Genomic DNA, 22,659 nt, shown 5'->3' with positions numbered 1-22,659 from the left:
TCTATGTGTTTAATCAATTTTATACATGGATATTATGCTTATTTAAAGTGGTTTTAAACATATAAAGGTAACAGAAGATGAGATAGTTCGGCTTAAGACTAAGCATTTAATTACCAGAGGGTACTTCCATTTAAGTGTAAATCTGAGTTTGCCAAGATTACAATCATAATTGATAAACAAACGAAGTATCATCGGTAGGCAAAAGAGGCCTTAGTCATTATTTTTGCAGCTTCCACCTCACTACACCCCGTCTCTCGCATAATCCGCATCCTCTCTGCCTTCTCATGCTTTTCGGTCATCGCCAGCGCCAGATACAGCGTTGGCGGCACTACCCGAAATAACGCCTCCACACGCGGCGAGAGCACCACGCCCTCGGTATACTGCCCCGGTGATTTCACCGCCGAACGTAGCAACTGTCGCTGCTCATCAGTCAGCGCCTTAAACCGACAAACCTGCTCAATCTCCTCCGGCGGCATCACCAGCAGTTCCCACCACTCGATCATATTGAGCAGCTTCTTCGCCTCATCAGGAAAATCCGCTAGGTTCTGGGTCGCCAGCCACAGCCAGATGCCGAGTTTGCGCCACATCTTCGAGCCCTTAGTCAGAAAGCGCGCCAGCTGCGGATTGACGGTAATGATATGCGCCTCATCGGTGATGTTAACGATGGGGCGGGCGAGGTGCTGGTCGCGCTCGCCGAGGTTATTGATATGGTTAATCAGCGAGATATAACTGATGGCAAGCTGCGCTTCATAGCCTTCGCGGGCAAAGGTGGCGAGATCCACCAGGGTGATGTCCGCCTCCGGCCACATCTGGCCTTCACGGTTAAACAGTTCACCTTCAAACCCGGCGCAGAACAGATTGATGGATTCCGCCATCTCATACGCCCGCTGGCGGCGGGTTTCCGGCAGGCTGGCATCGCGGGAAAGGGCGAACAGTGCATCGCGGATATCCTGGGTCAGCGTCTGGCGTTTTTCCTCGTAGCAGGTATGCGCGGCGGCGATAATCGCCTGACGGATCATCGCCCTGTCTGGTCGGGTGAGGCGTGCATCCTCTTTCGCTTCGCCGCCGGTGATCATCAGCCGGGCGGTGATCTCCATTTCGCCCAGTACGTCGCGCTTGTCGTCGCCCTCGCTCTCTTCGTCCTCCGGCGGTTCGGCATCAGTGACAGCCTGTTCCACCAGTCGCCACGCGTCGGCGAACAGCGGCAGGGTGACGCCGGAGCCGGGGCGCAGGCTGATTTTATTCACCGTCAGGCCGTAGGCGGCGGCGTAGTCCGCCATCAGGCCAAACGAGTTCCCGGCCTCAATGATAAACAGGCGCGGACGATGCAGCGCCATCAGTTGTGCGATTTTGGCGTTCAGCGTGGCGGACTTGCCCGCTCCGGTCGGGCCGAGCAGCAGCAGATGGCCGTTCTGGGCGCGGTCCAGCTTGTTCAGTGGATCGAAGCACAGTGGCGCGCCGCCACGGTTAAAGTAGCAAATCCCCAGATGTCCGGTGCCGGTTTCCCGTCCGTAAACCGGCAGCAGCCCGGCGATATGCTGGACGAAGTTGAGTCGGGTATACAGCCCGCGCGTGTCGCGCAGGGGATCGAAACACATCGGTAGCCAGCGCAGCCAGTGGCTGAGTGGGGCCACTTCGTGCTGCTCCTGCACCGGCACCAGTCCGGCGTTGAGCAACAGGCTGTGTAGCTGGCGCTGCTGGCGAAATAGGGTATCGGTGTCGGGCGCATGCAGGTAGAACGCCAGCGTGCTGCGGTAGAGCTTATGTCCGTCCTTCAGGTAGCTGCGTACCTCGTGGCAGTCGCGGCGGGTGTATTCCGAATCGGTGTTGTCGCCAATCGCCCGTTCGGAAAGATGAATGATGTGCTGCTCCAGTTTGTCCTGCGGATACGCCACCACCGTCAGGTTCATGATGGTGCCTGCAGGCAACAGGTCGAACAGGGCATTGATGCCGTCGCCGCGCGCGGTTTCTCCGGTCAGCAGGCCGGGCGGCGGCGCTTTGCGCAGGCGGTCGACCACCACCACTTTATGCGGGCGGTTATCCAGCCACCAGACACCGTTTTCCACGTCTGAGCGCGGTTCGCTCGTCAGTAGTCGTTCGGCGAAATCGGTGATGACGGGCAGGGATTCCGCTTCCGGTAAATCCAGTTGTCGCCAGAAGGCTTTTTTATCTTCAACGGGCGGCGCGGGGTTAAACCAGCGCACCAGCCAGCGGTGAATGGCCTGCTCATTCTGACGGACTGCGCTTATGCCCGCCGCTTTTAGCCCGGCGGTAAGGCGTTCGCAGATATTATTCAGCGTCTCTTCCGGCGACGCTTCATCCGATGGAAGAGCGGGAAGCCAGCGGTAGACCACCATCCGCGTGCGCCGCCACGTTGTCCGCCAGCGGGTACGGGTGACGGTGTTATCTAGAAACAGCCCTTCATCGCGGGTGAGGGGGGTCATATGGTTTGCCATCTGCGCAAGCCATTCTCGGGTAAAGGCGGAGTCGCGGATCTCCGGCGCGGCGTAAGCTGCAAGTGATGCCAGCCACGCCTCGCTGTCGTCCTCATCCTGACAGAAAAACTGCACCACCCACGGCGCGCGCTCATGCTCGTCAAAGGCATCCTGCAATGCGTCGGTGACGGTATCGCGGACCTGTTCCAGAAACGCCGTCGAGCGGCCTTCGGTACCAACAGGATTTAGCTCAAATACGGCACCTACCGAGCGGCCATCCTCCAGCAACAGCGTCTGTGATTCAGGCAAAAATTCCACCCACGGCAGCCAGTCGACAAACGACGGGCCTCTGCGGTAGCTGGCGTCCAGCGTCTGTTGCGGGAGACCGCGCCGTTCAATCATGGCGGCGTCAGGCGTTCGCCCGGCAATGAATACTGCGGGCGGGTGTAGAAGGGGAAGACGGTGCTGTAACCAGGCACCGGCGTGTTGCCGTTAAGGTGCGGGAAAACGTACAACACCATATCCGGGTTGGGCAGTCGCGGAAACTGGCTGCGGAGAGTGTCTGCCGCAGATTGTTCCACCGGGCCATCCGGCGGGCGGCGCAATTGTGCGCGGGCATCCAGCAAAGCCGCATTGCCGCCGCTTTGCTGCTGCCACAGCGAGAGCATGCTGGCATCAGGATCGACCGGCATCAGTTCCTCCTGTGAGGTGCTGCATCCGGCCAGTAAAAACAGAAGTATCAGGATGGTGTATTTCATTCCAGTCCCCCCGGTGTGCTGGCCTGCTGGTATTTCACTTTGCGGCCTTCCGGCTCGTAGTCGATGGTCAGCGGTTCGGTGAGATGCACCGCCACCTTGTGGCCCGGCGGCACATACACCGCGTCGAACATCTGGCCGTAGTGCTGTTTCATCCAGTCGGCGGTCTCTTTTAATCCGCCGCCGATGGCCTGGCCGAGCACGTACTTGCCGTTGTTGCCCGTCACTGCGCTGGTGATGCTGCCGTCCTCCACCACGGTGGTGCTTTCGCCATTGGCGAAGGCCTGCGCCGCCGCACCGGAACCCGCCAGCAGGAACTGCGAGGTCAGGTACTCCTTCGCATTGCTTTTGCGCTCGCCGGGAATACACGGCAGCCCCTGGTTATCCGAGAGCCAGCCGATCTCCTGCTGCTTGTTGCCGGATTTGCCGCCCTGCGGGACTGTGTGGATGGTGCCGTCGTGGAACACAAAGGTCATTGAGGTGATTTGCCCGCGCACACAGGAGAGCGTCCAGTCGCCGGAGGCGATACCGGAGACCACTGCACCCGCCACGTCCGGCAGTTCGATGCCATTGGCGGTGAGGTTGTCCTCGCCAATCAGAAGTTTAAACGGGTAGGGATCGCTGACGGTGCCGTTAAGCGGCACGCGGCCAATCAGCGCCGTCATCGCCACCGATCCGGTCAGCGTGGCGTTCTGCGGCAGGGTGTAGACCTTCACGTCAGGTTTCGGCGGTGGTTTGTCGGCCGCTTTCAGAGGGACGCGCAGCAGCTTTTCATCCACAAGTGGAGGCGCATCCAGCGGCTCCAGCCAGCGGATATCGGGTTGAACGTCGGCAGGCAGTTCGCCGGGCGTCAGCCCCAGACCGGGCGGGATATCGTCCGGGCGTTTCGCCATCAGGCGGTCGAGTTTATCCAGCAATCCCCGCTGGCTTTTCAGTAGCTCGTCGCGCATCTGGTCCTGCTGCCTGCGCATATCGCCGCGCAACTCCGATACCAGCGTCGCCTGCTGCGCTTTCAGCCGCTTCTCGCGCGCCTGCTGGCTTTCATTATCGCTCTGGATAGCCTGAAGCTCCCGGCGGTACTGCTTCATCTGACCGACCAGCGTGGCGACGGTATCGGCAGGCGTGTCTCCATCAATGCCCAGATCGCGCAGTTCCTCCGGCGTTAATGTTGCCACGCTGCGGGACGGGGATTTCTCAGTGGTGTTTTTGCTGGCTGGGCGCAGCAGTAACCAGACAGTGAGAAAGACAATCACAGGCAGCAGGATTTTCAGCAGGAGGCTCTGGCGCGGCATCATGGTTTCGGCTCCGGCAGCAGGGCGCGGGAAACCGGACCTTCCGTCACCAGGTACACCACCGTGGTATCTTCTGCCAGACCACGCGGGCCGAGCCAGCCATGCTGGAACGCGGCGGCGGTGAACTGCCCCTGAAGCTCGCGCGGATCGAGCGTGATGCGCTGTCCGCTCTGGTTTTGCAGGCGGATGGCGGTGACGGTGGTGGCATTAACCTGCCATGACGCCAGCGGGATGGCGGTAACAGGTTGCTGTGGCAGTAAGGTGGTGATGCGCTTCGTCAGCCGGACGGGGGCAGACGTGACGCCGGGCAGGGCTTCGACGGTGCGCAGCGGCGCATACAGGTTCTGCGCGGCATAGCGTACCAGCAGAATGGGCAGGGGCTCGGTTGATGCTGTCACCGGGACGGACGTTTTTGCTGTGGTAGGCGTCTGCGGCGCATAGCTAATTTGCACGGGTTCAAGTGGCGAAGTGCCCTGGGTGGCCTGAATATCCAGCAGGATCAGCTCGCCGCTGCCGGTATCTCGTAGTTGAATGCGGGTGGACGGGAACGCCGTATTTGCCAGCAGGAAGACCTTACCGCCTGCGCTTTGCAGACGCACTTTGCCTTCCAGCGTGGCGGGATAGCCAATACGCACCGCTTTCCCCACATCGACAATCCGTTCCTGCCCGATATGCAGCGTGACGGGCAGGGGGATGTTTTCCCACTGCACCACTTCCGTGGCGACGACCGGGAAACTGAACAATAAAGCAAAGAGGACTGGCTTCATGGTTTCTCCTCTGCCACCAGACGCTGTGGCGCAGCATCGGTACAGTCGATCGCCAGTCCCCACGGATTTTTCTCCGCATCAATGGCGTAGCGCATCACCTGCAGCGGGTAGCGCACTAGCGCCTTTTTCACCGGCTCGTTCTGGTAATACTCTTCAACTGCCACGTCGAGCGTTACCAGCCAGGCATCCCGGCTTAAGGTCTCGACGCGCGGAACGGGGTGTTTATCGCCGTCATGCACCAGGCTGCTGTAGCCGTGTCCGGGCAGTTCATACACGCCGCGTGTGCGCTCGCGGAGCTCACCGCCGTTGCGCCGTACCTGGAAATCGTGCTCCAGCCGGGTGTGGCAGGCGGGCGTCAGGTAGGCGCGCAGCGAACGAAGGTTACGGGAATAGTCCTCCTCGCCGTTGTCCGGCCAGCGGTTTAGCTGCTGGAAGATATAAAAGGTGAAGGCGTAAACGCTGGCGGGCGGCACCTCCCACCACGGGCGGGTACTGCCGCTGCGCAGGTCCGGCGGGAACCAGAGCGTGAGCTTTTGCGGCGCGCTGTACCAGCCGTAGCCGACGCCCGCCAGGCACAGACACAGCAGAACAGTCACTGCCCGCAGCGTCAGGATATGGTTATCGCGCTCGGCCAGCGCGTGGCGAAAGCGGCTCATCGCGGACTCCTGCGCACTACCCATACGGTACTGTGCTGGACCAGTTGTGAACCCCGAAGATGATGGCGCTCCAGCCAGGCGAGGATCGCCTGCGGTAGCCAGCTGTCGGGCTTACCGCGTTTCGCGCGGGCTAGCATGCGCCCGCCGCCCTGAATCAGTAACGCCGCACCTGTCAGCGCCGAACCGGGGATCAACGGCCAGTAGCGGGTTATCAGGGCCAGCATTATGCCGAACGCGCAGCCGCCGCCAAGACCGCTCGCCAGTGCCAGAAACAGCTCACTGGTGGTCAGGCCGCGCCAGACCACGGGCTCGCGGTTGAGGCGGTCGGGGAGAAAGGGGATGTTCGCCATATTACAGGACGTCCGAAGCCTGGTTGAGCAGCCAGATGATGACCACCAGAAGAATGCTGCCGACGCCCGCCATCGAGCCCAGATCTTTCCACTGCTTGCGCCCGCTCTGGATCTCCGAGTAGGTAGCAATGCAGTTGTTCGCCACCACTAGAAAACCGACGGCGCAGATGGCCAGCGCCAGCAGCACCACGATGTCAAAACCGTAGTTTTGCAGCGTCTCCATAATGCCCTGGCCCTGACTGCGCGACGGATCTTCCATCGTTGGCAGGTCGGCCAAGGTGTTGAACGCAGCAAATAACAGTAACAACAGCCAGCGCATGATGCCTCCTTAGCTCAGTATCAGCCAGAAACAGACCAGCACCAGTAACAGTGAACGAGCCGCCACTGCGCCAAAACTCTGCCAGCTCAGGCGCTGGCGGCAGACGCCCTGCCAGGCGACCATTAGAGTCCAGGCGCACCACAGCAGCAGGACGCTGGTAAACAGACCAAGCACCAGCAGGCTGACGGTCTCTGGTTTGCTCAGGCTAGCAGCCTGGAAGGCGGCGAGTTGCGAATCAGTCATCGGGTTTCTCCCGCTGGTAACTGGCGCTCAGGGGTTGGACTGCGCGAGGTTGTGCCCTTGCCGGGATAAGGTAGTGGCGAATGCCCTGTTCAACGGCAGTGATGTCCTGCTGCGCCTGTAAGTAGTCGAAGAAGTAGCGTGACTGCGGGTCTGTGCTGGCGCTGGTTTGGGCACGCGCCAGTGAGGTTTTAACGCCGTCGAGTTGCTTCAGCGCGAGGGCGAGTTGAGCGGGTTCAGGCGAATCGGCTATTGAATAAAAAGAGACAATCAAAAGTGTTAAAGTGAATCGATTTTTCATCTTAAAATACCTCATTCATTTTACATTATGGTAAACCCCTATCGAAAAACCTCCTTCGATTAACTATTCGTAGGTAAAAAAAATTGTCACAATCTAAACTTGACGGAGTTCCCTCTATAAATAAAATGGATTATATTTTAAAGGTTTGTGAAAGATTGTTTATTTGATTGGAAATTACTTAGAGAAAAGGAGATGTAAGTGAGATTTAAACGTGTTCCTCGAAATTTTAAGTTGTCAGATATAGGTGAACCCATAATGTATCTTATTGACGATAACTGGGATGATTTTAGTTTTCGAACAACGTTCAAAAGTGTTGTATATGATGAGGAAAATAAAAGGCATGACTTGGGGATTTTAAAAATCGGTTGTATAGGGCAAGATGAAAGCCGAACAGAGATAGATGAAAGTTTTTCCGTGCTAAAGGATAACTATTTTTCTTTAGGACAAAGTGTCGATTATTATTTAGGTGTTAGAACGTTAAGTAGAGCATTGCAAACTGAAATATTAAGTGGTCTAAATGATGTTGTATATAATGCTGACTTGCTTTCAAAGGTATCAAATGAAAGGGTAATGACTTATTCTTTATTAAGAGATGTTAGTCTTTCTACAGTAAAAAATCAATTTAGGCGATTAATAGAAGGTGGTGATATTCTTACTGAATATCATTTTGGATTTGTTTCAGGTAATGCTAAAAGCACGATGGATCTTGATTTTCATGTTATTCCAGAGGCAAATCCACCGACTAATATTCATGTGATAATTGGTTCAAATGGAGTCGGTAAAACAAGTTTGCTCAATCATATGATTGAATCAGTGTTAAAAATAAAAAAAATAAATACAAAACACTCTCAATTTTATTTGACTGATGAGGATGATGATAAGACAAAAATTAATGATATTAATGAAATATTTTCTGGGGTCGTATCGGTTGCTTTTAGTGCATTCGACCCATTTACCCCACTTCCTGAGGAAAAAGATAAAACTAAATCGGTAAAATATTCCTATATTGGTTTGAAGCGAGTAAATAATATTGGGGGTAAAATAGGTACTCACAAAAGTAAAAGAATGCTTGAAAATGAGTTTGCCGAAAGTTTATACAGTTGTTGTAAAAAAGAGAAGTCAAACCGTTGGTTACGTTCAATTCACATTTTGGAATCCGATGTTCTATTGAAGGATCATAACTTTGGTGATTTGATTGATTTATATACTCAAATGGATGTGAGTGATAGTGATGAAGATACATTCAAAAGAAACTGCAGAAATAAATTCAGGAAACTGAGTTCAGGACATGCAATTACTATGTTAACGATTACTAAGCTTGTAGAGGTTTTAGAAGAAAAGACATTAGTCCTAATGGATGAACCTGAGTGTCATTTACATCCACCATTACTTTCCTCTTTTATTCGAGCAGTTTCTGAGCTATTGATATATAAAAATGGTGTAGCAATCATTGCAACTCATTCGCCAATTATTCTCCAGGAAGTACCTAAAGTCTGTGTGTGGAAAATTAAACGCTTTGGTGAGATCTCTAAAGCTGAAAGACCTCAAAAAGAGACATTTGGTGAGAATGTCGGATTACTAACAAGTGATGTATTTGGTTTAGAGGTTACTGAATCTGGATTCCACACTTTATTAAATAATGAAATTAGGTCTAATCCAGGGGCAAGTTATAAAAAAATTCTGAGGAAATTTGATGGGCAACTTGGTTCAGAAGCTAAAATGATTTTGCAAGGATTGTTGTATTCCGAAGGAGAAAATTGATGAAAAGGATGAATAAACCAAATGACAATGCTATGGAGGTATTTGCTCTTTGTATTAGTAAGGTAAAAGATGTGAATTTAAGGAGAAATCTTGGGGATATTAAACAATTGATTAATCAGGCTGCTATAGAATATGATGAACATGCACAAAATGCTGATTTATACCGTGTGCCACAATCGATAAATATTAATGATAACATAACAAAAGTAGTTATGGAGAAAGTATACACACAACGAATGGCTAAAGCATCTTCTCCGGGACGTAACGTTTATGACCGATTACGTTCATCTGCTGAGTTTAATCTATGTCCATTATGTGGACATAGGCAAGTTAAAACATTAGATCATTACTTACCGAAATCTAATTATTCCAAGCACGTTGTTATGCCTTTTAATTTAATCCCTGCATGTTCAGACTGTAATAAAGATAAATTAGACGTAGTTGCTTTGGATAAGGAAAGCCAAACTCTACATCCTTACTATGATAATGTAACTGAATATCAATGGTTATTTGCAGAGGTTATCGAAGGTGAGCCTGCATCTGCTCATTTTTACACGCGTGACGTCCCTGAATATGATGATGTTTTAAATAGTAGGATTAGAAATCATTTTGAGATTTTTAAGTTAAACTCATTGTATGTTTCTCAGTCTGGCGTCCTATTGTCTAATCTCAGATATAGAGTGATTGATTTATATGAAAGAGGAGGTTCAGAGGCTGTTACTGATTATTTTTGCGCAGAAGCAGAAAGCAGGGTTAGGTATTGCCTAAACTCATGGGAAACAGCTATTTACTTAGCTTTGTCAGAGAGCGAATGGTACTGTAATGGAGGATTTAGGTAACTATTTTTTGCATTTTTTGATATGCATAGCTATGGTTGAAAATTAGAGAATTTAAAAAGAGTGAGCTATATATATCGCTTAAAACTCCCTGCTGCCATCCACACCGTTATCCCGGGCCATAAGGCGGCAGGGAGTAAAACCAGCATTGCGGGCAGAAACAATGGTTGCGCCAGATAAAACACCCAAACCGTTGAGGTGACTGAACTGCCGAACCTGATGACATAACGATGGAGAAAAACGGATTCCAGCCCGGAGCCAAACCGCCTCAAGTCCCGTTGAACCAGCCCATCAGCCAGCGCGGTTAAGGCACAAAGGCAAAACAGAGGCTGCATGGCGATAAGCCATGTCAGGCGTTGCATAAAACTCACCAGAGTATAGACTAGGGCGATGAACGGTTTGTGCAGAAGCCTGTTGACCATAAGCACGTGAGTTGCTCCTTTTTCCAACAGTGTCACAATGTCATTCCCGAGCGGATGTGGTTGCAACGCGATAACCAGTTCCACCCGTTCCTGTTTCATCACCTGAAAAACATGTCTGCTCCCCTCCTCCGGCCACCAGAAATAGAGCCCCGCCAGTTCCAGTACGATCCGCAGAACCAGCGCGCCGATCACCAATCCGATAAGCCGTCCGGCCAGCGACAGTAGCCAGCCTATTGATCCCTGTGCCGGGCGTGACGGAGGAGGTCGTTGTTCACTCATTCCGGCAGCCCCTGCTGGTGCGCCTGCATCCACGCCGCCAGTTGCGCGACGGACTCCGGTAGTGGGCTGTGCTTATCTGCTACGGGCAGTGGCAGACGAATTTTCCACAGCTGCCCGCCCTCAAGCAGGGCAAAGGCCTGGCCTTTGGGAAGCTGGATCAGCGCGGCGGTATCCAGCAGCGGTACATTGCGGGTGACCACCTGCTCGCGGGTATTGCTGCTGAAGCTGTTGATGCCGCCCGGTGTGTCGGTGACGCCGGAACTCACCTGGCGGCTACGTACTTCGACTTGGGGCAGTTGTTTCGTCAACAGTTCAGCGGTAGCGGTTTCACGCACCCGCAGCATAATCAGGTTATTAAAGTTGCCCACAACCTGGCCTGCCTTGGGCGCGCTGCCGATACGGGCCTGAATGTCGCTCAGGGTCTGGGTATAAGCAGTGACCTGAATACCCGCGCCGCCGCCCTTGTTGACCAGCGGGATAAATTCGTCACCCATTAGTTCGTTAAACTCATCGCAGTGCAGGTTGATGGGCGGCGGTTTTTCACTGCTGGTGGGTAGTCCTTCGTTGAGGCCAAAGTTATACAGATGCCCGGAGACGCTCACCAGATCGGCAAACATTGAGTTACCGACAGCGGCAGCGACCACTGCATCGGAGAGTGCATCCAGCCCGACATACACCACCGCTTTCTGGCGGATCGCCTGCTGCCAGTCGAGGATCGGACGCGTGTCGTCCAGATCGTGGTAGTCCGGGGCGAGCAGGGCGGCGAGCGTGCCGGTGGTCAGCTTTTCCAGCAGCGGCAGCAGCGAGGCGACGATCTTGTCGAAGTAGGTCTTGTCATAGCGCACCGCCGAGAGCAGGCCGTCGAGGATAGGATCGTGTAATTTTTCCGCGTTGAGGTACTGCTCCAGCGCTACCACGTGAGGATCGCGGCCCTGCATATGGCGCGGTGTGTTTTTGTCGTTTACACGCTCCGCCAGTTGCGCCACCACTTCCCACGCCCGCGCGTTGTGGCGCGGCAGCACGATACGGGCATAGTCGATAAACAGGGCATCGATATTGACCACGTGATGGGAAATTAGCTGGTAGTCGGGGCGCTGTCCGAGCGCCACCAGGGCGCGTGCGATGATATTCACAAAGCGCCAGGCGAACTCGCGAAAGGCCGCCGAGTTGCCTTCGCAGGAAAGCTGTCCGGTGAGGCGCGACGCCACTTCCGAGATGCGGCCAAAGCGCCCGATGGCGTTGTAGCGGGCGGAGATATCCGGATACGCCAGATGGAACAGGATAAAGCGGTCGCCGCGTCCGGCGCGCTGCGCTTCTGTCCACAGACGCTTCAGCAGATCCGCGTCGCCTTTCGGATCGAAAACGATCACCACCTCGCCACGGCGGATGTCCTGAGTGGCAAGCAGTTCCGCCAGCCGGGTTTTGCCGACGCGGGTGGTGCCAAGCACCAGCGTGTGGCCGGGGCGTTCACTGAGCGGCAGGGTGACGTCGCATTCTTTCAGTTCCACACCGTGCAGCCACGGATTGCCGCCGACGGGCGGTAGCGGGCGCACTGGATTCAGCCAGCGATCGGCGCTGAGCAGGCGGGCAAGGCGAGGCAGGGTATGTTCGCCGCGTTTTTCGATGTGCCTTGCCAGACGGTAACACCACCCGGGGCGCAGCCAGCGTGCGGCTTCTGGTTGCAGGCAGTCGTACAGCCGTTGGGTGTGGATGGGCTGCCAGCGAAACCCCTTGCCGAGAAACAGTCGCTGGCGGCTGACCGGGATTTTCCGGCTGGTGAGCGCGTAGCGCGGCAGGCGCAGGAGGTTACGGTGGTAGCGCACGATGTGCCAGCCCTGCCAGCCTCGTCGCAGGGCCAGCAGCATCAGGGCGCAGGCTATCAGGCGGGCCTGCCACGGTGTCAGCATCAGCAATGGAGCCTGCGTCAGGCAGATTAATGCGCCACAACTGGCTGTGACGGTGCTGTAAAACTCTACAGGCGGGCGCAGCAGCGCCTCCAGCGCATAGCGGCTCATGGCGGTGCGGCCTGTTGCAGATGGCGGCTGACCAGCTTGCGGTAGCGAGCAGCGGGCGCGCCGCCTGCGGGGCGGTGATAGCGGGCGGCGGCATTGAGCCAGCTTCCGGGACGTTCATCGTAGCGCTGACGCAGCAGTTGCGCGGTGAGCGACAGGTTCTGCAGGGGATGCAGGGCGTCGCAGGGAGAGTCAAAATACGCCCGGTGCCAGCCGATATTGATTTGCCCGAGCCCCACGTCAATGCGCTTCGGGCTGGTGCTGCGGATGGCGGCCAGCAGCGCCTGACAGGCCTGCTCCCGGCTGGCGTAGCGGTAGCCGGTGCCTTTGATATTGAGCGTCCACGGCCATGGGCGATGTTTGCCGCTCAGGTTCGCTCCGCTTTCGGTCTGTGTGACGGCCCACAGCAGTTCCGGCGGCACGCGGAAATGCTCCGCGGCGCGCAGGTACGCTTCCGGCAGGGGTTGTGCCAGCGCCAGGCAGGGCAGCAGCAGGATCAGGGCAGGACCTCGTGCCATTGTTCCCCCTTACGTTCCAGCTCCACCGGGATTTTGCTCTGCCCCAAAAGGAGCCAGCGGCCCGCGTCGTGATTAAGCGTGATGCTGTGTTCACTCACCAGTTTTGCGTCAATACCGTGCGCCATCGCCCAGCGGCGCACCCGGTTATCATCGCCTTCACTGTTGATCAGCCAAATATCCAGCGGGCGCTGTTGCGCCAGCAGGGTACGCAGCAGGCTGTCGCAGGGCGGACAGTCATCTTTAACAAATAGCGAAACGCGGGAAGTGCTGGCAGAGGTGGTGTTCAGCGGCGTCAGGCCCGGATACAGGCGCTGCCAGGCGGCATCATAGGTGCGCTGGAAGGCGAGTTCTTTCTCCAGCCGCTGGTATTCCTGCCTGACCAGCAGTTCGGCGAAGCGCTGACGTTCGTGGTCTGTGTCGGCTTCGACGCCCAGCGTGGTCAGCGGATCGAGCCCCGGCGACCAGACGCCGCGCGCCTGCTGTTTTAGCGTGAGATAGTGCTGCCACTCCTCCGGCGTGATGCCCCAGACGGTGGCCTGCTGTTGCGTGGTCAGCGGTCTGAGAGCGGAGTCCGCATTCTGGCTGGTCTGCACCTGAAGCGGTTGCGCCCATGCGCTGGCGGTGAACAGTAACAGAAGAACCAGGCGTTTCATCGTTTACTCCGGTACTTTCAGCGTCAACTGGCGTTTACCGTGACGGAACACCGCCCGGCGCTCATCAAACCGCTCCAGCCGCCAGCCGCGCCACTGCTCTCCCTTGCGTAACCACACCACCTGGTGGAGATAAACGGCTTCGGGCGGCACAATCACCGTCAGGCGCATATCACCGCGATGTACGATCCCGTCGAGAAAAAACGGGGCCGTTAACGGCCCCAAAGGGCGGAGGGACATGGGATGACGGTAAGCCACCGTCGGGGGGAGGGAACTGTCACTGGCAAAACAAATCTCGCGACGATTTTCGTCGGTGGTCATTCGCCACGCCGGGCCAGCCAGCAGTTGCAGGGCGGCCTTCAGGCGCAGCGGGCCGGAGTGGTACTGACTTATTGGCAACGGGAGGCCATAAAGCTGCGCCCGGCGCGCATCGGCAAGACACAGGCTCCAGCCGCTGTCGCGCAGCAGGTACTGCAATGCTTCCCCTACCGTCGGGTGAAAACCGGGCGGAACGGCCAAGGCTGTAAGCTGTTCGAGTGGCGGCTGTTGCGGTGATGTGCTGACCAGCAGATAGCGGTCGTAGCGGACGACTTCTGGCGTTGCTGGGGAGGCGGTGGCCACGCCGATGAAAATGAACAGGAGCAGGGCTATTAATAGTCGTTTCATCGCATCCTCCACAGGGCTTTGACAGGAGCGTGCTGGATGAGAGGGCTGGGGAATACCGACAACTGTTTGCGGCGTCAAAAAATAGCGCCCGGTTAAGGGCGCGAAATCAATTCAGTAAGGGAATCTTTCCCCCATCAGCCCCAGTGTGGCGGCGCAGGGGATGCCGCGCTCAGTAAAATGAACGCGTAACGTCAGCCTGACGGTGTGCTGCTGCGTACTGCCGTTAGTTTTTTGCGCCAGCACCGAGCGGTAATCAATACGGATGGCGCGTTGCGGCGGCTTCTGGGCGACAAACGCCACTACCGCCGCCATTTCAACGCCTTTCAGTAAATTCTGCATGGCGTTCTCATCCCGGCCCTCAAGACATGTCTTGTGGGCCGGTGGGGTAATGGCCAGTTCCATTGGCAGCTTGGCCGCTATCGCCGCGTCATTCAGATTAAACAACGCGCCCTGGTCAAGGGCTTCTTCACGTGAGTTAAATACGGTATTCATCATGCGTTTCTCCGGTAAAAAGCCAGGGATACGCCCCGACGGGGTATCTCCCCGGCAGGGTGAATGCTGTGTGTCAGAACTGCGGTACAGGCTCTGCTGGCGGTGTGGCTGGCGCTGGCTGTGAATCAGCTTCGCGTTCTGCCCGGTAAACCTCTTCACCGTCAATTTTGATGAGCCCGATGTGCAACAGATGGGCTTTCAGACTGACGTCGGTTTCGCCTTTACGTTCGCCTTTGCTGTAGACAAAGGTGTCGGCATACAGATCGCCGAGGCGGAACTGGATCAGCACCTTGCGTCTCTGCTCGCAGGCGTCGATACAGCGGTGCACCAGTTTCTGCGCTTCCTTACCGCTGACGCGGCAGTCGAACCAGGTGTGCTCCGCGTTGCTGGCTTCGCCCCGTAGTGCGGCAATGTCGCAGCACAGGAACGGTTCGCCTTTTTTCGGGGTCACTTCCCGGATCCGGTTGAGGTAGCCCAGACCGCTGGTGTACAGGTTGAAGTAATGGGTATCGTTCATGGTGGTATCTCCGTGTTGAAAGGTGCGGAGGCCCCAATGCGCGGGGATGCCCCGCTTCGGGTTTGGCTCATTGGCTGCAAGGCCTCTGAGTTACTGGCAGTACGGGCATTCCGCGCTGTGCGCCTCCGCGTTTCAGGAATGCATGGCGGACTTTGGGTAACTCGGTTTACTTTGAGGTGATGGAGTAGAAATATCTTCGGGATAATGTTTACTGCGCGTCGAAAATATTTGCTGTCCAGGTGTGGATTTACTTTTGGTGTAGGAGCTGCCCGACAAGAGAACTGATGTTTTGCTGCTGCACCAGAAACGCCTCCAGCCCCATTTTCCCCGTCGCGATGTCATCCAGCATTTGCTCCCATAGCGCAGTGGTGCCCGGATCTTTCAGTGCTTCCGGGAGAGCATCAATCAACGCGTTGGCGGTATCGGTTGCCAGCAGAAAGCGGCGCTGCTTAATCAGATAACCGCGCTTAAGCAGCGTCTGGATAATCCCGGCGCGGGTGGCTTCGGTGCCAATACCGGCGTTCTCTTTCAGCCGCTGCTTCAGGCGCTCATCGCTGACAAAACGGGCGGCGTTTTTCATCGCGGCAACCAGCGTCCCTTCCGTGTAGTGCTCCGGCGGTTGAGTCTGACGGGCGCGAACGTCCACCTGTTCTACCTCGCAGGTCTGTCCCTGTTGCAGGGCAGGAAGTGCCTGCGTTTCTTCCGGCGATTGGGTTGCCATCTCGCGCAAAAACAGCTGCCGCCAGCCGCTGACAATCACCACAGAGCCACGGGCAGCCAGCGTTTCCCCGGCGCAGTTCAGGCGCAGGTCCGTTTTATCCACCTCATGGTCTGGCAGAAACTGCGTCAGAAAATGGCTACGTACCAGGCCGTAGACCTTGCGCTCATTGTCGCTTAGCTGCGTCAGATCTATCGTTTTACGGGTCGGGATGATGCCGTGGTGAGCGGTGATTTTGCTGTCGTCCCACAGCCGGGAGCGTTGCTGCAGATTCAGTTGCGTTGCGAGGGGCTGGAGTGAGGCGTCGCTGGCGACCAGCGCCGCCAGCACCTGCGGCGCTTCAGCATGCATGGAGAGCGGCAGATAGCCGCAGTCGGTGCGCGGGTAGGTGGTGGCCTTATGGGTTTCATACAGGCGCTGGGCGATGTCCAGCACCTCCTGCGCGCCCATGCCCCACTGTTTTGAGCAGACCTGCTGCAGGGCGCTGAGGGTGAAGGCCTGCGGTGGTGGCGTCTTCTCCCGCCGGGTGGTCACATCCATTACCAGCGCGGTTCCGGCCTGTTGCAGGTGTGCGGTGGCCTCGCGGGCGGCGGATTCGCGGATACAGCGCCCTTCGTCATCGCAGTAAGCTCCATCGGGCTGCCACTGTGCCAGAAAGGAATTGCCGCCTGTATGCAATCGGGCATCCACCCGCCACCAGGAGCGGGGCGTGAAGCGGGCTATCTCCCGGTCGCGCTCCACCACGAGACGCAGGGTCGGCGTCTGCACCCGGCCCACGGAGAGCACGCCTTTGTGCCGCCGGTTCATTAGCGTGCAGGCGCGGGTCATGTTGATGCCGACCAGCCAGTCAGCGCGGGCGCGCGCCAGTCCAGCCTGGTACAGCGGGAAAGTACTGTCACCGGGTCGTAGTGCAGCAAGCGCCTTGTGGATACTGGCCTCATCCAGCGCCGACAGCCACAGTCGCTGGACCGGACCACGCCAGCGGCATTGTTCCAGAATTTCGCGGGCGATGGTTTCGCCTTCGCGATCGGCGTCGGTGGCAATCACCACTGCATCCGCCTGTTTCAGCAGCTTTTCGATGATACGGAACTGCTTGCGTACCTCCGGGCGGATCACCAGCCGCCATGTCGGGGGAATAAGCGGCAGATGCTCTGCCCGCCAGTGTTTCAGTGTGGGATCGTAATCCTCCGGCGCGGCCATGCTCAGCAGATGGCCGAAGCACCAGGTGACGGTTACAGTGGCGTTATGCAGGTAACCATCGCTGCGGTTACGGGCGTCAAGTACGCGGGCAATATCGCGCGCCTGAGAGGGTTTTTCGCACAGGTAAAGTTGCATGGGCTGTCTCCGGTGAAAGGGAGTTCAGCATGGTGTGCCGGAGGGATAAGGCGACAGGGGAAACTGGAGGGAGAAGGTAAAAATTGCACCTTAAAACGTGCATTAAGCGGATAGTGCCTGTTTTTAGGTGCATGCGCTGAGTTTAAAAAAATCGCTAAAGTGACACTCAGGGTTCAACTTTGCGCAAAATTTTAAACCGGCCTGGTTAATGGCTGTATCCGCCGCAGCATAAACATCACCACCGAAAGCTGCGTATTCAGAACCTGCCGCCGCCATTCGAGGGCCATCAGCGCGTCGCGCAGTTCATCTCCCGTGTCCGACTGTTGAATGGCCTCCTGCAACGCCACGCCTCCCGAACGGTTGTTGTCCAGATTACGCCAGCGCAGATAGCTGACGCCGGAGCGTGCCGGGTTGCTGCACAGGATCAGCGGTACATTACGCCCCGGCAATTCATATACCGCCTGTTTTAGCACCGGCTGACGTTGTTGCAGTTGCGCGCGCAGCGTCTGTAATTCCTGCACCAGCGCCTGCAGCTCTCCCTTACCCTTAAAGGCCTTTAAAAGGCCCTTTAGCGAGCTTTTGCGGGCGGCGCTTTCTTCGTTGTCGTCACCGATCATCACGCAGGATCTCCACAAGCATCTTTTTGGGCAAATTCCCGAGCTTATGCGCCATCGTTTGTGCCAGCGGACTGTTCGCCCGCACGTCAGCGCGGGTCACGCCAGTGGTGCGAAAGCGGTTTACGAAGCTGAACACCTGAAGCATCAGGCGTGGAATGGTGGCAATGAAATCGCGCTTCTCCGCCTGGGTGATAAGGCCGAGGTGCCAGGCAAGCAGGGTGCGGCGGACCAGCAGATCGTAATCAATCAACTGTTGCAGCAGGCGCGAACCGGGCGGTGAGAACAGCGCCAGCGGCAGGATGAATTCGGTCGGGGATGGGTTACTGACCTGCGTGGTGTGGATAGCGCCCGGCAGGCTGGCGAAGGCATGGTCCAGCCGGATGTTTTTTTGCTTCAGCAGGTGGGCGATCAGGTTCAGGCGGATGCGCAGTTGCTTCAGCCAGTGGGCGGCCCACGGATCGTCGGCCTCTTCGGCGCGCAGCAGACGCCTGAGTAACGCCAGACAGAGCAGCATGCCGGTGGGATGCGCCTGCCACAGCCGGGCGGCGACGCGGGTGTGCAGGGTGATGCGGATATCGCTGAACAGGGTTGTGCCAGGCATCGGAAATTCTCCATGGATTCAGATGCCCGCAGTGTCGGTCCGCGCAATCAGTCAGGCGACGGGAAACCCATCTGGTCCACAGAAAGTTAATTTCACCGATGAATGAGGCTTGATTGATAGCTGCTATGCCGGATTTATGCGGTGCGCATAAAATACGGGCTATCTGCGCCTGCGCCGAAGCTGATTGAACTCGCCCCGTCTGGCCTTCTCCAGCGTTGCCAGCAGATAGGCGAGGGGGCGGTGAATATCGTGGGCGGCGATCCGCCACAGGCAGTCGTCCAGCACCTGTTGGCAGAGGGCGGGATCCAGATTGCGCATCGCGCGTTCGGCGGCGCGGCGCTCGCTGGCGCTGAAGGGATTATCCACAGGCCAGTGCAGCAGTTGCGTACGCTTTTGATGTTTATTGTTTAAATCTGTACCAGTATGTATGCAAGGCGGCTCAGGTTGCCCGCCAGCTCCCGCCACATCACTGAGTCTTAATTGAAGACTCGGGCATTTTTTACTAAGTCTTCGATTAAGACCAGGGGCGGTCTTCAATGGAGACTCAGTGCAGGTTCGTCCACTGTCCACAGGTTGTTGCAGGGTGAGCAGTAACCCGATGGCGATGTTGCGGATACGCCGGTTACGGTGGCGGGAGCAGGCCGTGAGCAGCGCCAGATATTCGCTGTCCATCCGACAGGCATCGGCATGAGTCAGTGGTGCATCATGCAGGGCGTAGAGGTTGCCAGTGATCCTGCCGCTTTGCTCGTCGCGCAGCCGCTGGCACAGGCTCAGCCAGCGGGTGATCCGCAGCATCATCAGCGCATTGCTGACGGTACTGCGCGAGGCCTTCTCGCCTTCAGGCTGGTCAGAGAGCCAGCCCTGTAGTTCGTTGTAGGAGGGGAAGACGCCGCTGCCGTCGTCGCGGGCGTGCAGGCGCAGCAGTTGCCACGCGAACTTGTCGCGCGGGGAGAGGTTGCGCACCAGCAGCAGGCGCTTCGGCACGCTCTGCTGCGGGTTGCCGAGAAACAGCAGCCGATCGTCACTTTTCATGCAGCAGCTTCTCCTGAGTCCACTGGCGCAGCAGGTTCCAGATGACCGTCAGCGACAGATCATGTTCGCGGGCCATTGCCATCATGGCGGTCAGCGCTTCGGGTGAGTCGAGCTTGTTCATGCCCGTCTTCTGCCACTCGTTCCATACCAGCGCTTCCACCTGCTCATCCGGAGCATTGTTGCGCCCCTGGCGGACAAACAGGCCAATCAGCCGTCGCCGGGCACAGACCTCCGGCGTGGAAAGGCCAAAGTAGTGGTTGATGAATTCGATGGACGCGCCGAGCGACAGGGCTTCCTCCAGACGCTGCTGGAACAGGCGCTCCTGCTCCATCCTCGCCAGCATCCGGCCCAGCATCTCGTGGTCAATGTGGGTGGTGATGAACTGCACCGCGCTGTTGCTGAGAAACAGGATGTCGTCGGCGGTAAGGCGCGTCAGCTCGCACAGCTCCTGCGGGCTGAAGCCGAGCGATTCGCAGTAGCGGATCTGTCCCTCCTTCAGCGCCTGGACGATGTGGATGAGCACCGCCTGGTTAACTGAGGGCGTCATGGCGAACCTCCCGCAGCCGCCGCTGGCGGCACAGGCTGATAAGTTGCATCAGTTGCTGGATCTGAGCGTTGTCGTAGTCCGGCGACAACAGCAGTTCGAGGGTGGGCATCGGCGTGCTGGTGTCGCCATTCAGGGCGGCTAGCACCTGATAGCAGCGCTGTGCCGCCGGGTGGGGAAAATCGTCGCAGGGCGCGAGGGTGAAACCGGCCGGAGCGCTGTCGTCAGGCTGGATACAGGCGTCCAGTCCCCAGCAGGCACACAGCGACCGTGCCGTATGCACCAGCGGTGAGGGCTTTGGCTCATCGGGCGCGGCGGGTTCAGTCGGTGGCTCAGACTCTGATTGTGGTGCTTTTTCCACTTCCGGTGGCGGCGGCCAGAGGACCTTTTCGGCCGGAGGCCCCAGCAGCACCTGCCGCTTGCTCTGGCCATCGGTCAGTTCCGCCAGCAACGTATTCCAGCTCATGCCGCTGCGACAGCTCATCTCGCCGAGCAGTTCGTCCTGTACCAGTTGTGGTACAACGGCTTCCGCCTCGGCGTTGAAGGTGGCAAGGGCGGTACTGAACAGGTCGCCAAATTCGGGCTGGCGTTCCGGCGGCATCAGCTTTACCCAGACCTGTTCCGCTGCGCTGCGTAGTGACAGCAGGCGATCGATAACCTTTCGGGTAAGGCCGCCGTATAGCGCGTTAGGGATGCAGGGCAACAGCCAGTCGACGGTCTGTAGCATCCGGCTGATTTGCGACTGGCTGACGGGATAGCCGTCGCGGGTGAGTTGCTCCGCCAGCGCCAGCTGCGTCGGGCATTCAATGCCTGCCTCGTGGTAAAGATCGCGCAGATGCAGAATGCCTTCCGCCCGTTCGATAAACATCAATCCGTTATGCAGGTCGCTTTCCGCCAGATGGCCGATCAGGCACTGGACTTCGCCTTGCTGCGGTGACAGCGTTTCCGGCCACGGTCTGAACGGCCAGCAGACACGGTGGTAACGCTCATCCTGCGTTTCCTGCCACAGTTCATTGAGGATGGCGAGGCGCGTATTCCCGCCGCTGGCGAGCATATATTTTTCATCACCGGAGCGGCGGGTCAGTACCGGCGGGTTATCCAGCCCACGGGCAAGAATTGACGTCTTCAGCACGTCATAGCCGGGGTTGCGAGTGACGCGGGGATTGAGGGAGAACGGCTGGATTTGCTCCAGACTGACCTGGACCATCTCCTGTTCTCCGGTAGTGCTGGCACCGTGAAGCCAGCGGTTGAGCAGGTGTGAAGCGCACATAATCTTCCTCCGGCATTCAGACATCGCGTGTGAGGCGGATGCGCTGGTGGATCCACGCGTCTACCTCGCTTTCCAGCCAAGCGACGTGGCGGCTGTTGAGTCGAATGGACGGCGGAAACTGTTGCAGCTGGATTTGCCGGTAAATCCACGATTTACCGAAGCCGATTTTGTCTTCCACCTGGCGTAAGCGTAAAAATCTGTCGCTATTCATAACCATTCCTCCTGTGTCCAGATTCGTTCACATCAGCACGATGGGCGTGGTTATCAAAGCAGCAGCGTCCCTGCCAGGCAGTAAAAATCCTTATCTGGGTTAGTGAAAGTTGTTAGTTGAAATGGTTAGTTGATCGCGTTACGGCGGTGCGCCGTGCTGAAGGGCGGTTTTCAGCGTCTCGGGGCTCAGCGGCAGGTGCATACCTTCCTCGCGCGCCCAGCATTCGAAAATGTTCAGCAGTTTGTAGGGATGCTCCAGCATTTCATCGTCTAATTGCGGGTTGTGCTTGCACGCCAGCCACAGCAAACGGGAAAGCGCGGAGCTTATCCGCTCCTTTGATTCCGGCTGATGACGGGTCAGGAAGGCTTCGAGATGAGTGCGGCGGATGACGAACAGAGCGTCAGGAGGTAGCGTGTCCTGCAGGTAGCAGACGGACAGACTGAGCCGGGATTTAAGGTCACTGCGACCATTGCCATACAGCTGGCCAATCAGCAGATGTAACTCTTCCTGAAGGTTGTTTTGCATGGCGAGCAGTTCCAGTAGAAGCTCCCGCAACGATTTGCGGCAACAGAGCTGGTAGTAGCTGTCGTTCTCATCGCAGACCACAATGCCAATCTGGTTGCAGCAGTGGGTATCACTGGGGCTAGGGTGATTCAACGATTTCGCCAGTTGCTGGTGGAGAAGCAGCCGCTCAAGGCCGATTAACGGCAAATTCCACAGATGGCTGGTGGTCAGTTGCAAAGTCGGGTCGCGTCTGCATGGTGGAGAGTTCGCCATCACTTTGCGGTTGCCGGGTTTGTTGCATTGCGAAGGTGGAAAGGGCGGCTTGCTGAATCTGCAGGCAAAGCGGCAAGGAGGATTGAGTGGTCTCAGAAGTACGGGCGAAGGGAAGTAGACCGAGAGAGGCAGATCGCCGTGCAGGGCATGGCGGATCAGGTCGGCGGGCAGCAACGTGATGTTGTGCTGCCGGATGACTTCTGCGGCCTCATCCAGCGTCAGCCACTCCTGGCGGATTTTGTGTGGGGGCATGGGTAACTCCTATTAGTTACATATGATGAGTACT

General features: G+C 57.0%; 26 protein-coding genes. 2 read left to right on the top strand and 24 right to left on the bottom strand.

The window, feature by feature from the left end; all coding sequences use genetic code 11:
* Positions 1-188: 188 nt before the first annotated feature.
* Genes J4614_RS08245 through J4614_RS08205 form a run of 9 tightly spaced genes read right to left on the bottom strand, consistent with a single transcriptional unit; the run spans position 189 to position 7,115 of the window.
* Positions 189-2,837, bottom strand: coding sequence for a conjugative transfer ATPase (locus tag J4614_RS08245; RefSeq protein WP_208293132.1), 2,649 nt, complete (start codon positions 2,835-2,837; stop codon positions 189-191).
* On the bottom strand, positions 2,834-3,193 hold the full coding sequence (locus tag J4614_RS08240; protein ID WP_138019729.1) for a TIGR03751 family conjugal transfer lipoprotein: 360 nt from the start codon (positions 3,191-3,193) through the stop codon (positions 2,834-2,836). Before J4614_RS08240 ends, J4614_RS08245 begins: the two co-directional genes overlap by 4 nt.
* Positions 3,190-4,485 (bottom strand): TIGR03752 family integrating conjugative element protein, encoded by a 1,296-nt coding sequence (locus tag J4614_RS08235; protein WP_138019728.1) that lies wholly within the window; start codon positions 4,483-4,485, stop codon positions 3,190-3,192. Before J4614_RS08235 ends, J4614_RS08240 begins: the two co-directional genes overlap by 4 nt.
* Positions 4,482-5,249 (bottom strand): TIGR03749 family integrating conjugative element protein, encoded by a 768-nt coding sequence (locus J4614_RS08230; RefSeq protein WP_094888292.1) that lies wholly within the window; start codon positions 5,247-5,249, stop codon positions 4,482-4,484. Before J4614_RS08230 ends, J4614_RS08235 begins: the two co-directional genes overlap by 4 nt.
* Positions 5,246-5,905, bottom strand: coding sequence for a PFL_4703 family integrating conjugative element protein (locus J4614_RS08225; protein WP_138019727.1), 660 nt, complete (start codon positions 5,903-5,905; stop codon positions 5,246-5,248). Before J4614_RS08225 ends, J4614_RS08230 begins: the two co-directional genes overlap by 4 nt.
* The gene (locus tag J4614_RS08220) at positions 5,902-6,255 is read right to left on the bottom strand and encodes a TIGR03750 family conjugal transfer protein (protein ID WP_138019726.1); all 354 of its coding nucleotides are present in this window, start codon (positions 6,253-6,255) and stop codon (positions 5,902-5,904) included. Before J4614_RS08220 ends, J4614_RS08225 begins: the two co-directional genes overlap by 4 nt.
* A gap of 1 nt (position 6,256) precedes the next feature.
* Positions 6,257-6,574, bottom strand: a complete 318-nt coding sequence (locus J4614_RS08215) for a TIGR03745 family integrating conjugative element membrane protein (protein ID WP_208293131.1) — start codon at positions 6,572-6,574, stop codon at positions 6,257-6,259.
* Positions 6,575-6,583: 9 nt separating this feature from the next.
* Entirely contained in the window at positions 6,584-6,817 is a 234-nt protein-coding gene (locus J4614_RS08210; protein ID WP_020846005.1) for a TIGR03758 family integrating conjugative element protein, read from the bottom strand.
* Positions 6,810-7,115 (bottom strand): RAQPRD family integrative conjugative element protein, encoded by a 306-nt coding sequence (locus J4614_RS08205; RefSeq protein WP_079779138.1) that lies wholly within the window; start codon positions 7,113-7,115, stop codon positions 6,810-6,812. Before J4614_RS08205 ends, J4614_RS08210 begins: the two co-directional genes overlap by 8 nt.
* A 198-nt stretch (positions 7,116-7,313) precedes the next feature.
* Between J4614_RS08205 and J4614_RS22305 the strand changes: the two genes are divergently transcribed.
* A complete protein-coding gene (locus J4614_RS22305; protein ID WP_138019724.1) occupies positions 7,314-8,876 on the top strand; it encodes an AAA family ATPase in 1,563 nt (520 codons plus the stop codon).
* Positions 8,876-9,715: a hypothetical protein gene (locus tag J4614_RS08195; protein ID WP_020846008.1), complete on the top strand. Its 840-nt coding sequence runs from the start codon at positions 8,876-8,878 to the stop codon at positions 9,713-9,715. The genes J4614_RS22305 and J4614_RS08195 overlap by 1 nt, the downstream gene beginning before the upstream one ends.
* Positions 9,716-9,780: 65 nt before the next feature.
* Here the strand turns inward: J4614_RS08195 and J4614_RS08190 are convergent, their stop codons facing one another.
* The 15 genes from J4614_RS08190 to J4614_RS08120 all read right to left on the bottom strand — a co-directional run bounded on the left by J4614_RS08190 (position 9,781) and on the right by J4614_RS08120 (position 22,625).
* Entirely contained in the window at positions 9,781-10,413 is a 633-nt protein-coding gene (locus J4614_RS08190; RefSeq protein ID WP_020846009.1) for a DUF4400 domain-containing protein, read from the bottom strand.
* On the bottom strand, positions 10,410-12,428 hold the full coding sequence (gene traD, locus J4614_RS08185) for a type IV conjugative transfer system coupling protein TraD (protein WP_138019723.1): 2,019 nt from the start codon (positions 12,426-12,428) through the stop codon (positions 10,410-10,412). The genes J4614_RS08190 and traD overlap by 4 nt, the downstream gene beginning before the upstream one ends.
* The gene (locus J4614_RS08180; protein WP_138019722.1) at positions 12,425-12,943 is read right to left on the bottom strand and encodes a transglycosylase SLT domain-containing protein; all 519 of its coding nucleotides are present in this window, start codon (positions 12,941-12,943) and stop codon (positions 12,425-12,427) included. The genes traD and J4614_RS08180 overlap by 4 nt, the downstream gene beginning before the upstream one ends.
* Complete coding sequence (locus J4614_RS08175; RefSeq protein WP_208293130.1) at positions 12,922-13,596, bottom strand: TIGR03759 family integrating conjugative element protein; 675 nt, start codon at positions 13,594-13,596, stop codon at positions 12,922-12,924. Before J4614_RS08175 ends, J4614_RS08180 begins: the two co-directional genes overlap by 22 nt.
* A gap of 3 nt (positions 13,597-13,599) precedes the next feature.
* Positions 13,600-14,259, bottom strand: a complete 660-nt coding sequence (locus tag J4614_RS08170) for a pilus assembly protein PilL (protein WP_094888301.1) — start codon at positions 14,257-14,259, stop codon at positions 13,600-13,602.
* Positions 14,260-14,370: 111 nt separating this feature from the next.
* Entirely contained in the window at positions 14,371-14,754 is a 384-nt protein-coding gene (locus J4614_RS08165; RefSeq protein WP_094888302.1) for a hypothetical protein, read from the bottom strand.
* Between the two features lie 70 nt (positions 14,755-14,824).
* On the bottom strand, positions 14,825-15,268 hold the full coding sequence (locus J4614_RS08160; RefSeq protein ID WP_094888303.1) for an STY4534 family ICE replication protein: 444 nt from the start codon (positions 15,266-15,268) through the stop codon (positions 14,825-14,827).
* Positions 15,269-15,515: 247 nt separating this feature from the next.
* Entirely contained in the window at positions 15,516-17,321 is a 1,806-nt protein-coding gene (locus J4614_RS08155; RefSeq protein ID WP_208293129.1) for a DNA topoisomerase III, read from the bottom strand.
* 191 nt (positions 17,322-17,512) lie between these two features.
* Positions 17,513-17,938 (bottom strand): DUF3158 family protein, encoded by a 426-nt coding sequence (locus J4614_RS08150; protein ID WP_094888305.1) that lies wholly within the window; start codon positions 17,936-17,938, stop codon positions 17,513-17,515.
* Positions 17,928-18,539 carry a PFL_4669 family integrating conjugative element protein gene (locus J4614_RS08145; protein ID WP_047459244.1) on the bottom strand — a complete coding sequence of 204 codons (612 nt, stop codon included), beginning with the start codon at positions 18,537-18,539 and terminating at the stop codon, positions 17,928-17,930. The genes J4614_RS08150 and J4614_RS08145 overlap by 11 nt, the downstream gene beginning before the upstream one ends.
* A 159-nt stretch (positions 18,540-18,698) precedes the next feature.
* Positions 18,699-19,571: an STY4528 family pathogenicity island replication protein gene (locus J4614_RS08140; RefSeq protein ID WP_094888306.1), complete on the bottom strand. Its 873-nt coding sequence runs from the start codon at positions 19,569-19,571 to the stop codon at positions 18,699-18,701.
* Positions 19,561-20,118 (bottom strand): DUF2857 domain-containing protein, encoded by a 558-nt coding sequence (locus J4614_RS08135; protein ID WP_094888307.1) that lies wholly within the window; start codon positions 20,116-20,118, stop codon positions 19,561-19,563. Before J4614_RS08135 ends, J4614_RS08140 begins: the two co-directional genes overlap by 11 nt.
* Positions 20,102-21,385, bottom strand: a complete 1,284-nt coding sequence (locus J4614_RS08130) for a ParB family protein (protein WP_094888308.1) — start codon at positions 21,383-21,385, stop codon at positions 20,102-20,104. The genes J4614_RS08135 and J4614_RS08130 overlap by 17 nt, the downstream gene beginning before the upstream one ends.
* A 16-nt stretch (positions 21,386-21,401) precedes the next feature.
* Positions 21,402-21,596, bottom strand: coding sequence for an AlpA family transcriptional regulator (locus J4614_RS08125; RefSeq protein WP_001561320.1), 195 nt, complete (start codon positions 21,594-21,596; stop codon positions 21,402-21,404).
* 138 nt (positions 21,597-21,734) lie between these two features.
* On the bottom strand, positions 21,735-22,625 hold the full coding sequence (locus J4614_RS08120; protein WP_094888309.1) for a hypothetical protein: 891 nt from the start codon (positions 22,623-22,625) through the stop codon (positions 21,735-21,737).
* Positions 22,626-22,659 lie beyond the last annotated feature (34 nt).

Origin of the sequence: Salmonella sp. 32031103-2018-00083-FB-01-SM-01 (assembly GCF_017571995.1) — a bacterium.
GTDB classification, from domain to species: domain Bacteria; phylum Pseudomonadota; class Gammaproteobacteria; order Enterobacterales; family Enterobacteriaceae; genus Salmonella; species Salmonella enterica.
Note: the sequence above shows the minus strand (reverse complement) of the source record. Positions and strands in the feature narration are given on the sequence as shown.

What these genes read in the sequence shown, in the direction of transcription:
- J4614_RS08245 (WP_208293132.1), bottom strand. Translation starts at nt 2,837, where the DNA reads ATGATTGAACGGCGCGGTCTCCCGCAACAGACGCTGGACGCCAGCTAC.
- J4614_RS08240 (WP_138019729.1), bottom strand. Translation starts at nt 3,193, where the DNA reads ATGAAATACACCATCCTGATACTTCTGTTTTTACTGGCCGGATGCAGC.
- J4614_RS08235 (WP_138019728.1), bottom strand. Translation starts at nt 4,485, where the DNA reads ATGATGCCGCGCCAGAGCCTCCTGCTGAAAATCCTGCTGCCTGTGATT.
- J4614_RS08230 (WP_094888292.1), bottom strand. Translation starts at nt 5,249, where the DNA reads ATGAAGCCAGTCCTCTTTGCTTTATTGTTCAGTTTCCCGGTCGTCGCC.
- J4614_RS08225 (WP_138019727.1), bottom strand. Translation starts at nt 5,905, where the DNA reads ATGAGCCGCTTTCGCCACGCGCTGGCCGAGCGCGATAACCATATCCTG.
- J4614_RS08220 (WP_138019726.1), bottom strand. Translation starts at nt 6,255, where the DNA reads ATGGCGAACATCCCCTTTCTCCCCGACCGCCTCAACCGCGAGCCCGTG.
- J4614_RS08215 (WP_208293131.1), bottom strand. Translation starts at nt 6,574, where the DNA reads ATGCGCTGGCTGTTGTTACTGTTATTTGCTGCGTTCAACACCTTGGCC.
- J4614_RS08210 (WP_020846005.1), bottom strand. Translation starts at nt 6,817, where the DNA reads ATGACTGATTCGCAACTCGCCGCCTTCCAGGCTGCTAGCCTGAGCAAA.
- J4614_RS08205 (WP_079779138.1), bottom strand. Translation starts at nt 7,115, where the DNA reads ATGAAAAATCGATTCACTTTAACACTTTTGATTGTCTCTTTTTATTCA.
- J4614_RS08195 (WP_020846008.1), top strand. Translation starts at nt 8,876, where the DNA reads ATGAAAAGGATGAATAAACCAAATGACAATGCTATGGAGGTATTTGCT.
- J4614_RS08190 (WP_020846009.1), bottom strand. Translation starts at nt 10,413, where the DNA reads ATGAGTGAACAACGACCTCCTCCGTCACGCCCGGCACAGGGATCAATA.
- traD (WP_138019723.1), bottom strand. Translation starts at nt 12,428, where the DNA reads ATGAGCCGCTATGCGCTGGAGGCGCTGCTGCGCCCGCCTGTAGAGTTT.
- J4614_RS08180 (WP_138019722.1), bottom strand. Translation starts at nt 12,943, where the DNA reads ATGGCACGAGGTCCTGCCCTGATCCTGCTGCTGCCCTGCCTGGCGCTG.
- J4614_RS08175 (WP_208293130.1), bottom strand. Translation starts at nt 13,596, where the DNA reads ATGAAACGCCTGGTTCTTCTGTTACTGTTCACCGCCAGCGCATGGGCG.
- J4614_RS08170 (WP_094888301.1), bottom strand. Translation starts at nt 14,259, where the DNA reads ATGAAACGACTATTAATAGCCCTGCTCCTGTTCATTTTCATCGGCGTG.
- J4614_RS08165 (WP_094888302.1), bottom strand. Translation starts at nt 14,754, where the DNA reads ATGATGAATACCGTATTTAACTCACGTGAAGAAGCCCTTGACCAGGGC.
- J4614_RS08160 (WP_094888303.1), bottom strand. Translation starts at nt 15,268, where the DNA reads ATGAACGATACCCATTACTTCAACCTGTACACCAGCGGTCTGGGCTAC.
- J4614_RS08155 (WP_208293129.1), bottom strand. Translation starts at nt 17,321, where the DNA reads ATGCAACTTTACCTGTGCGAAAAACCCTCTCAGGCGCGCGATATTGCC.
- J4614_RS08150 (WP_094888305.1), bottom strand. Translation starts at nt 17,938, where the DNA reads ATGATCGGTGACGACAACGAAGAAAGCGCCGCCCGCAAAAGCTCGCTA.
- J4614_RS08145 (WP_047459244.1), bottom strand. Translation starts at nt 18,539, where the DNA reads ATGCCTGGCACAACCCTGTTCAGCGATATCCGCATCACCCTGCACACC.
- J4614_RS08140 (WP_094888306.1), bottom strand. Translation starts at nt 19,571, where the DNA reads ATGAAAAGTGACGATCGGCTGCTGTTTCTCGGCAACCCGCAGCAGAGC.
- J4614_RS08135 (WP_094888307.1), bottom strand. Translation starts at nt 20,118, where the DNA reads ATGACGCCCTCAGTTAACCAGGCGGTGCTCATCCACATCGTCCAGGCG.
- J4614_RS08130 (WP_094888308.1), bottom strand. Translation starts at nt 21,385, where the DNA reads ATGTGCGCTTCACACCTGCTCAACCGCTGGCTTCACGGTGCCAGCACT.
- J4614_RS08125 (WP_001561320.1), bottom strand. Translation starts at nt 21,596, where the DNA reads ATGAATAGCGACAGATTTTTACGCTTACGCCAGGTGGAAGACAAAATC.
- J4614_RS08120 (WP_094888309.1), bottom strand. Translation starts at nt 22,625, where the DNA reads ATGCCCCCACACAAAATCCGCCAGGAGTGGCTGACGCTGGATGAGGCC.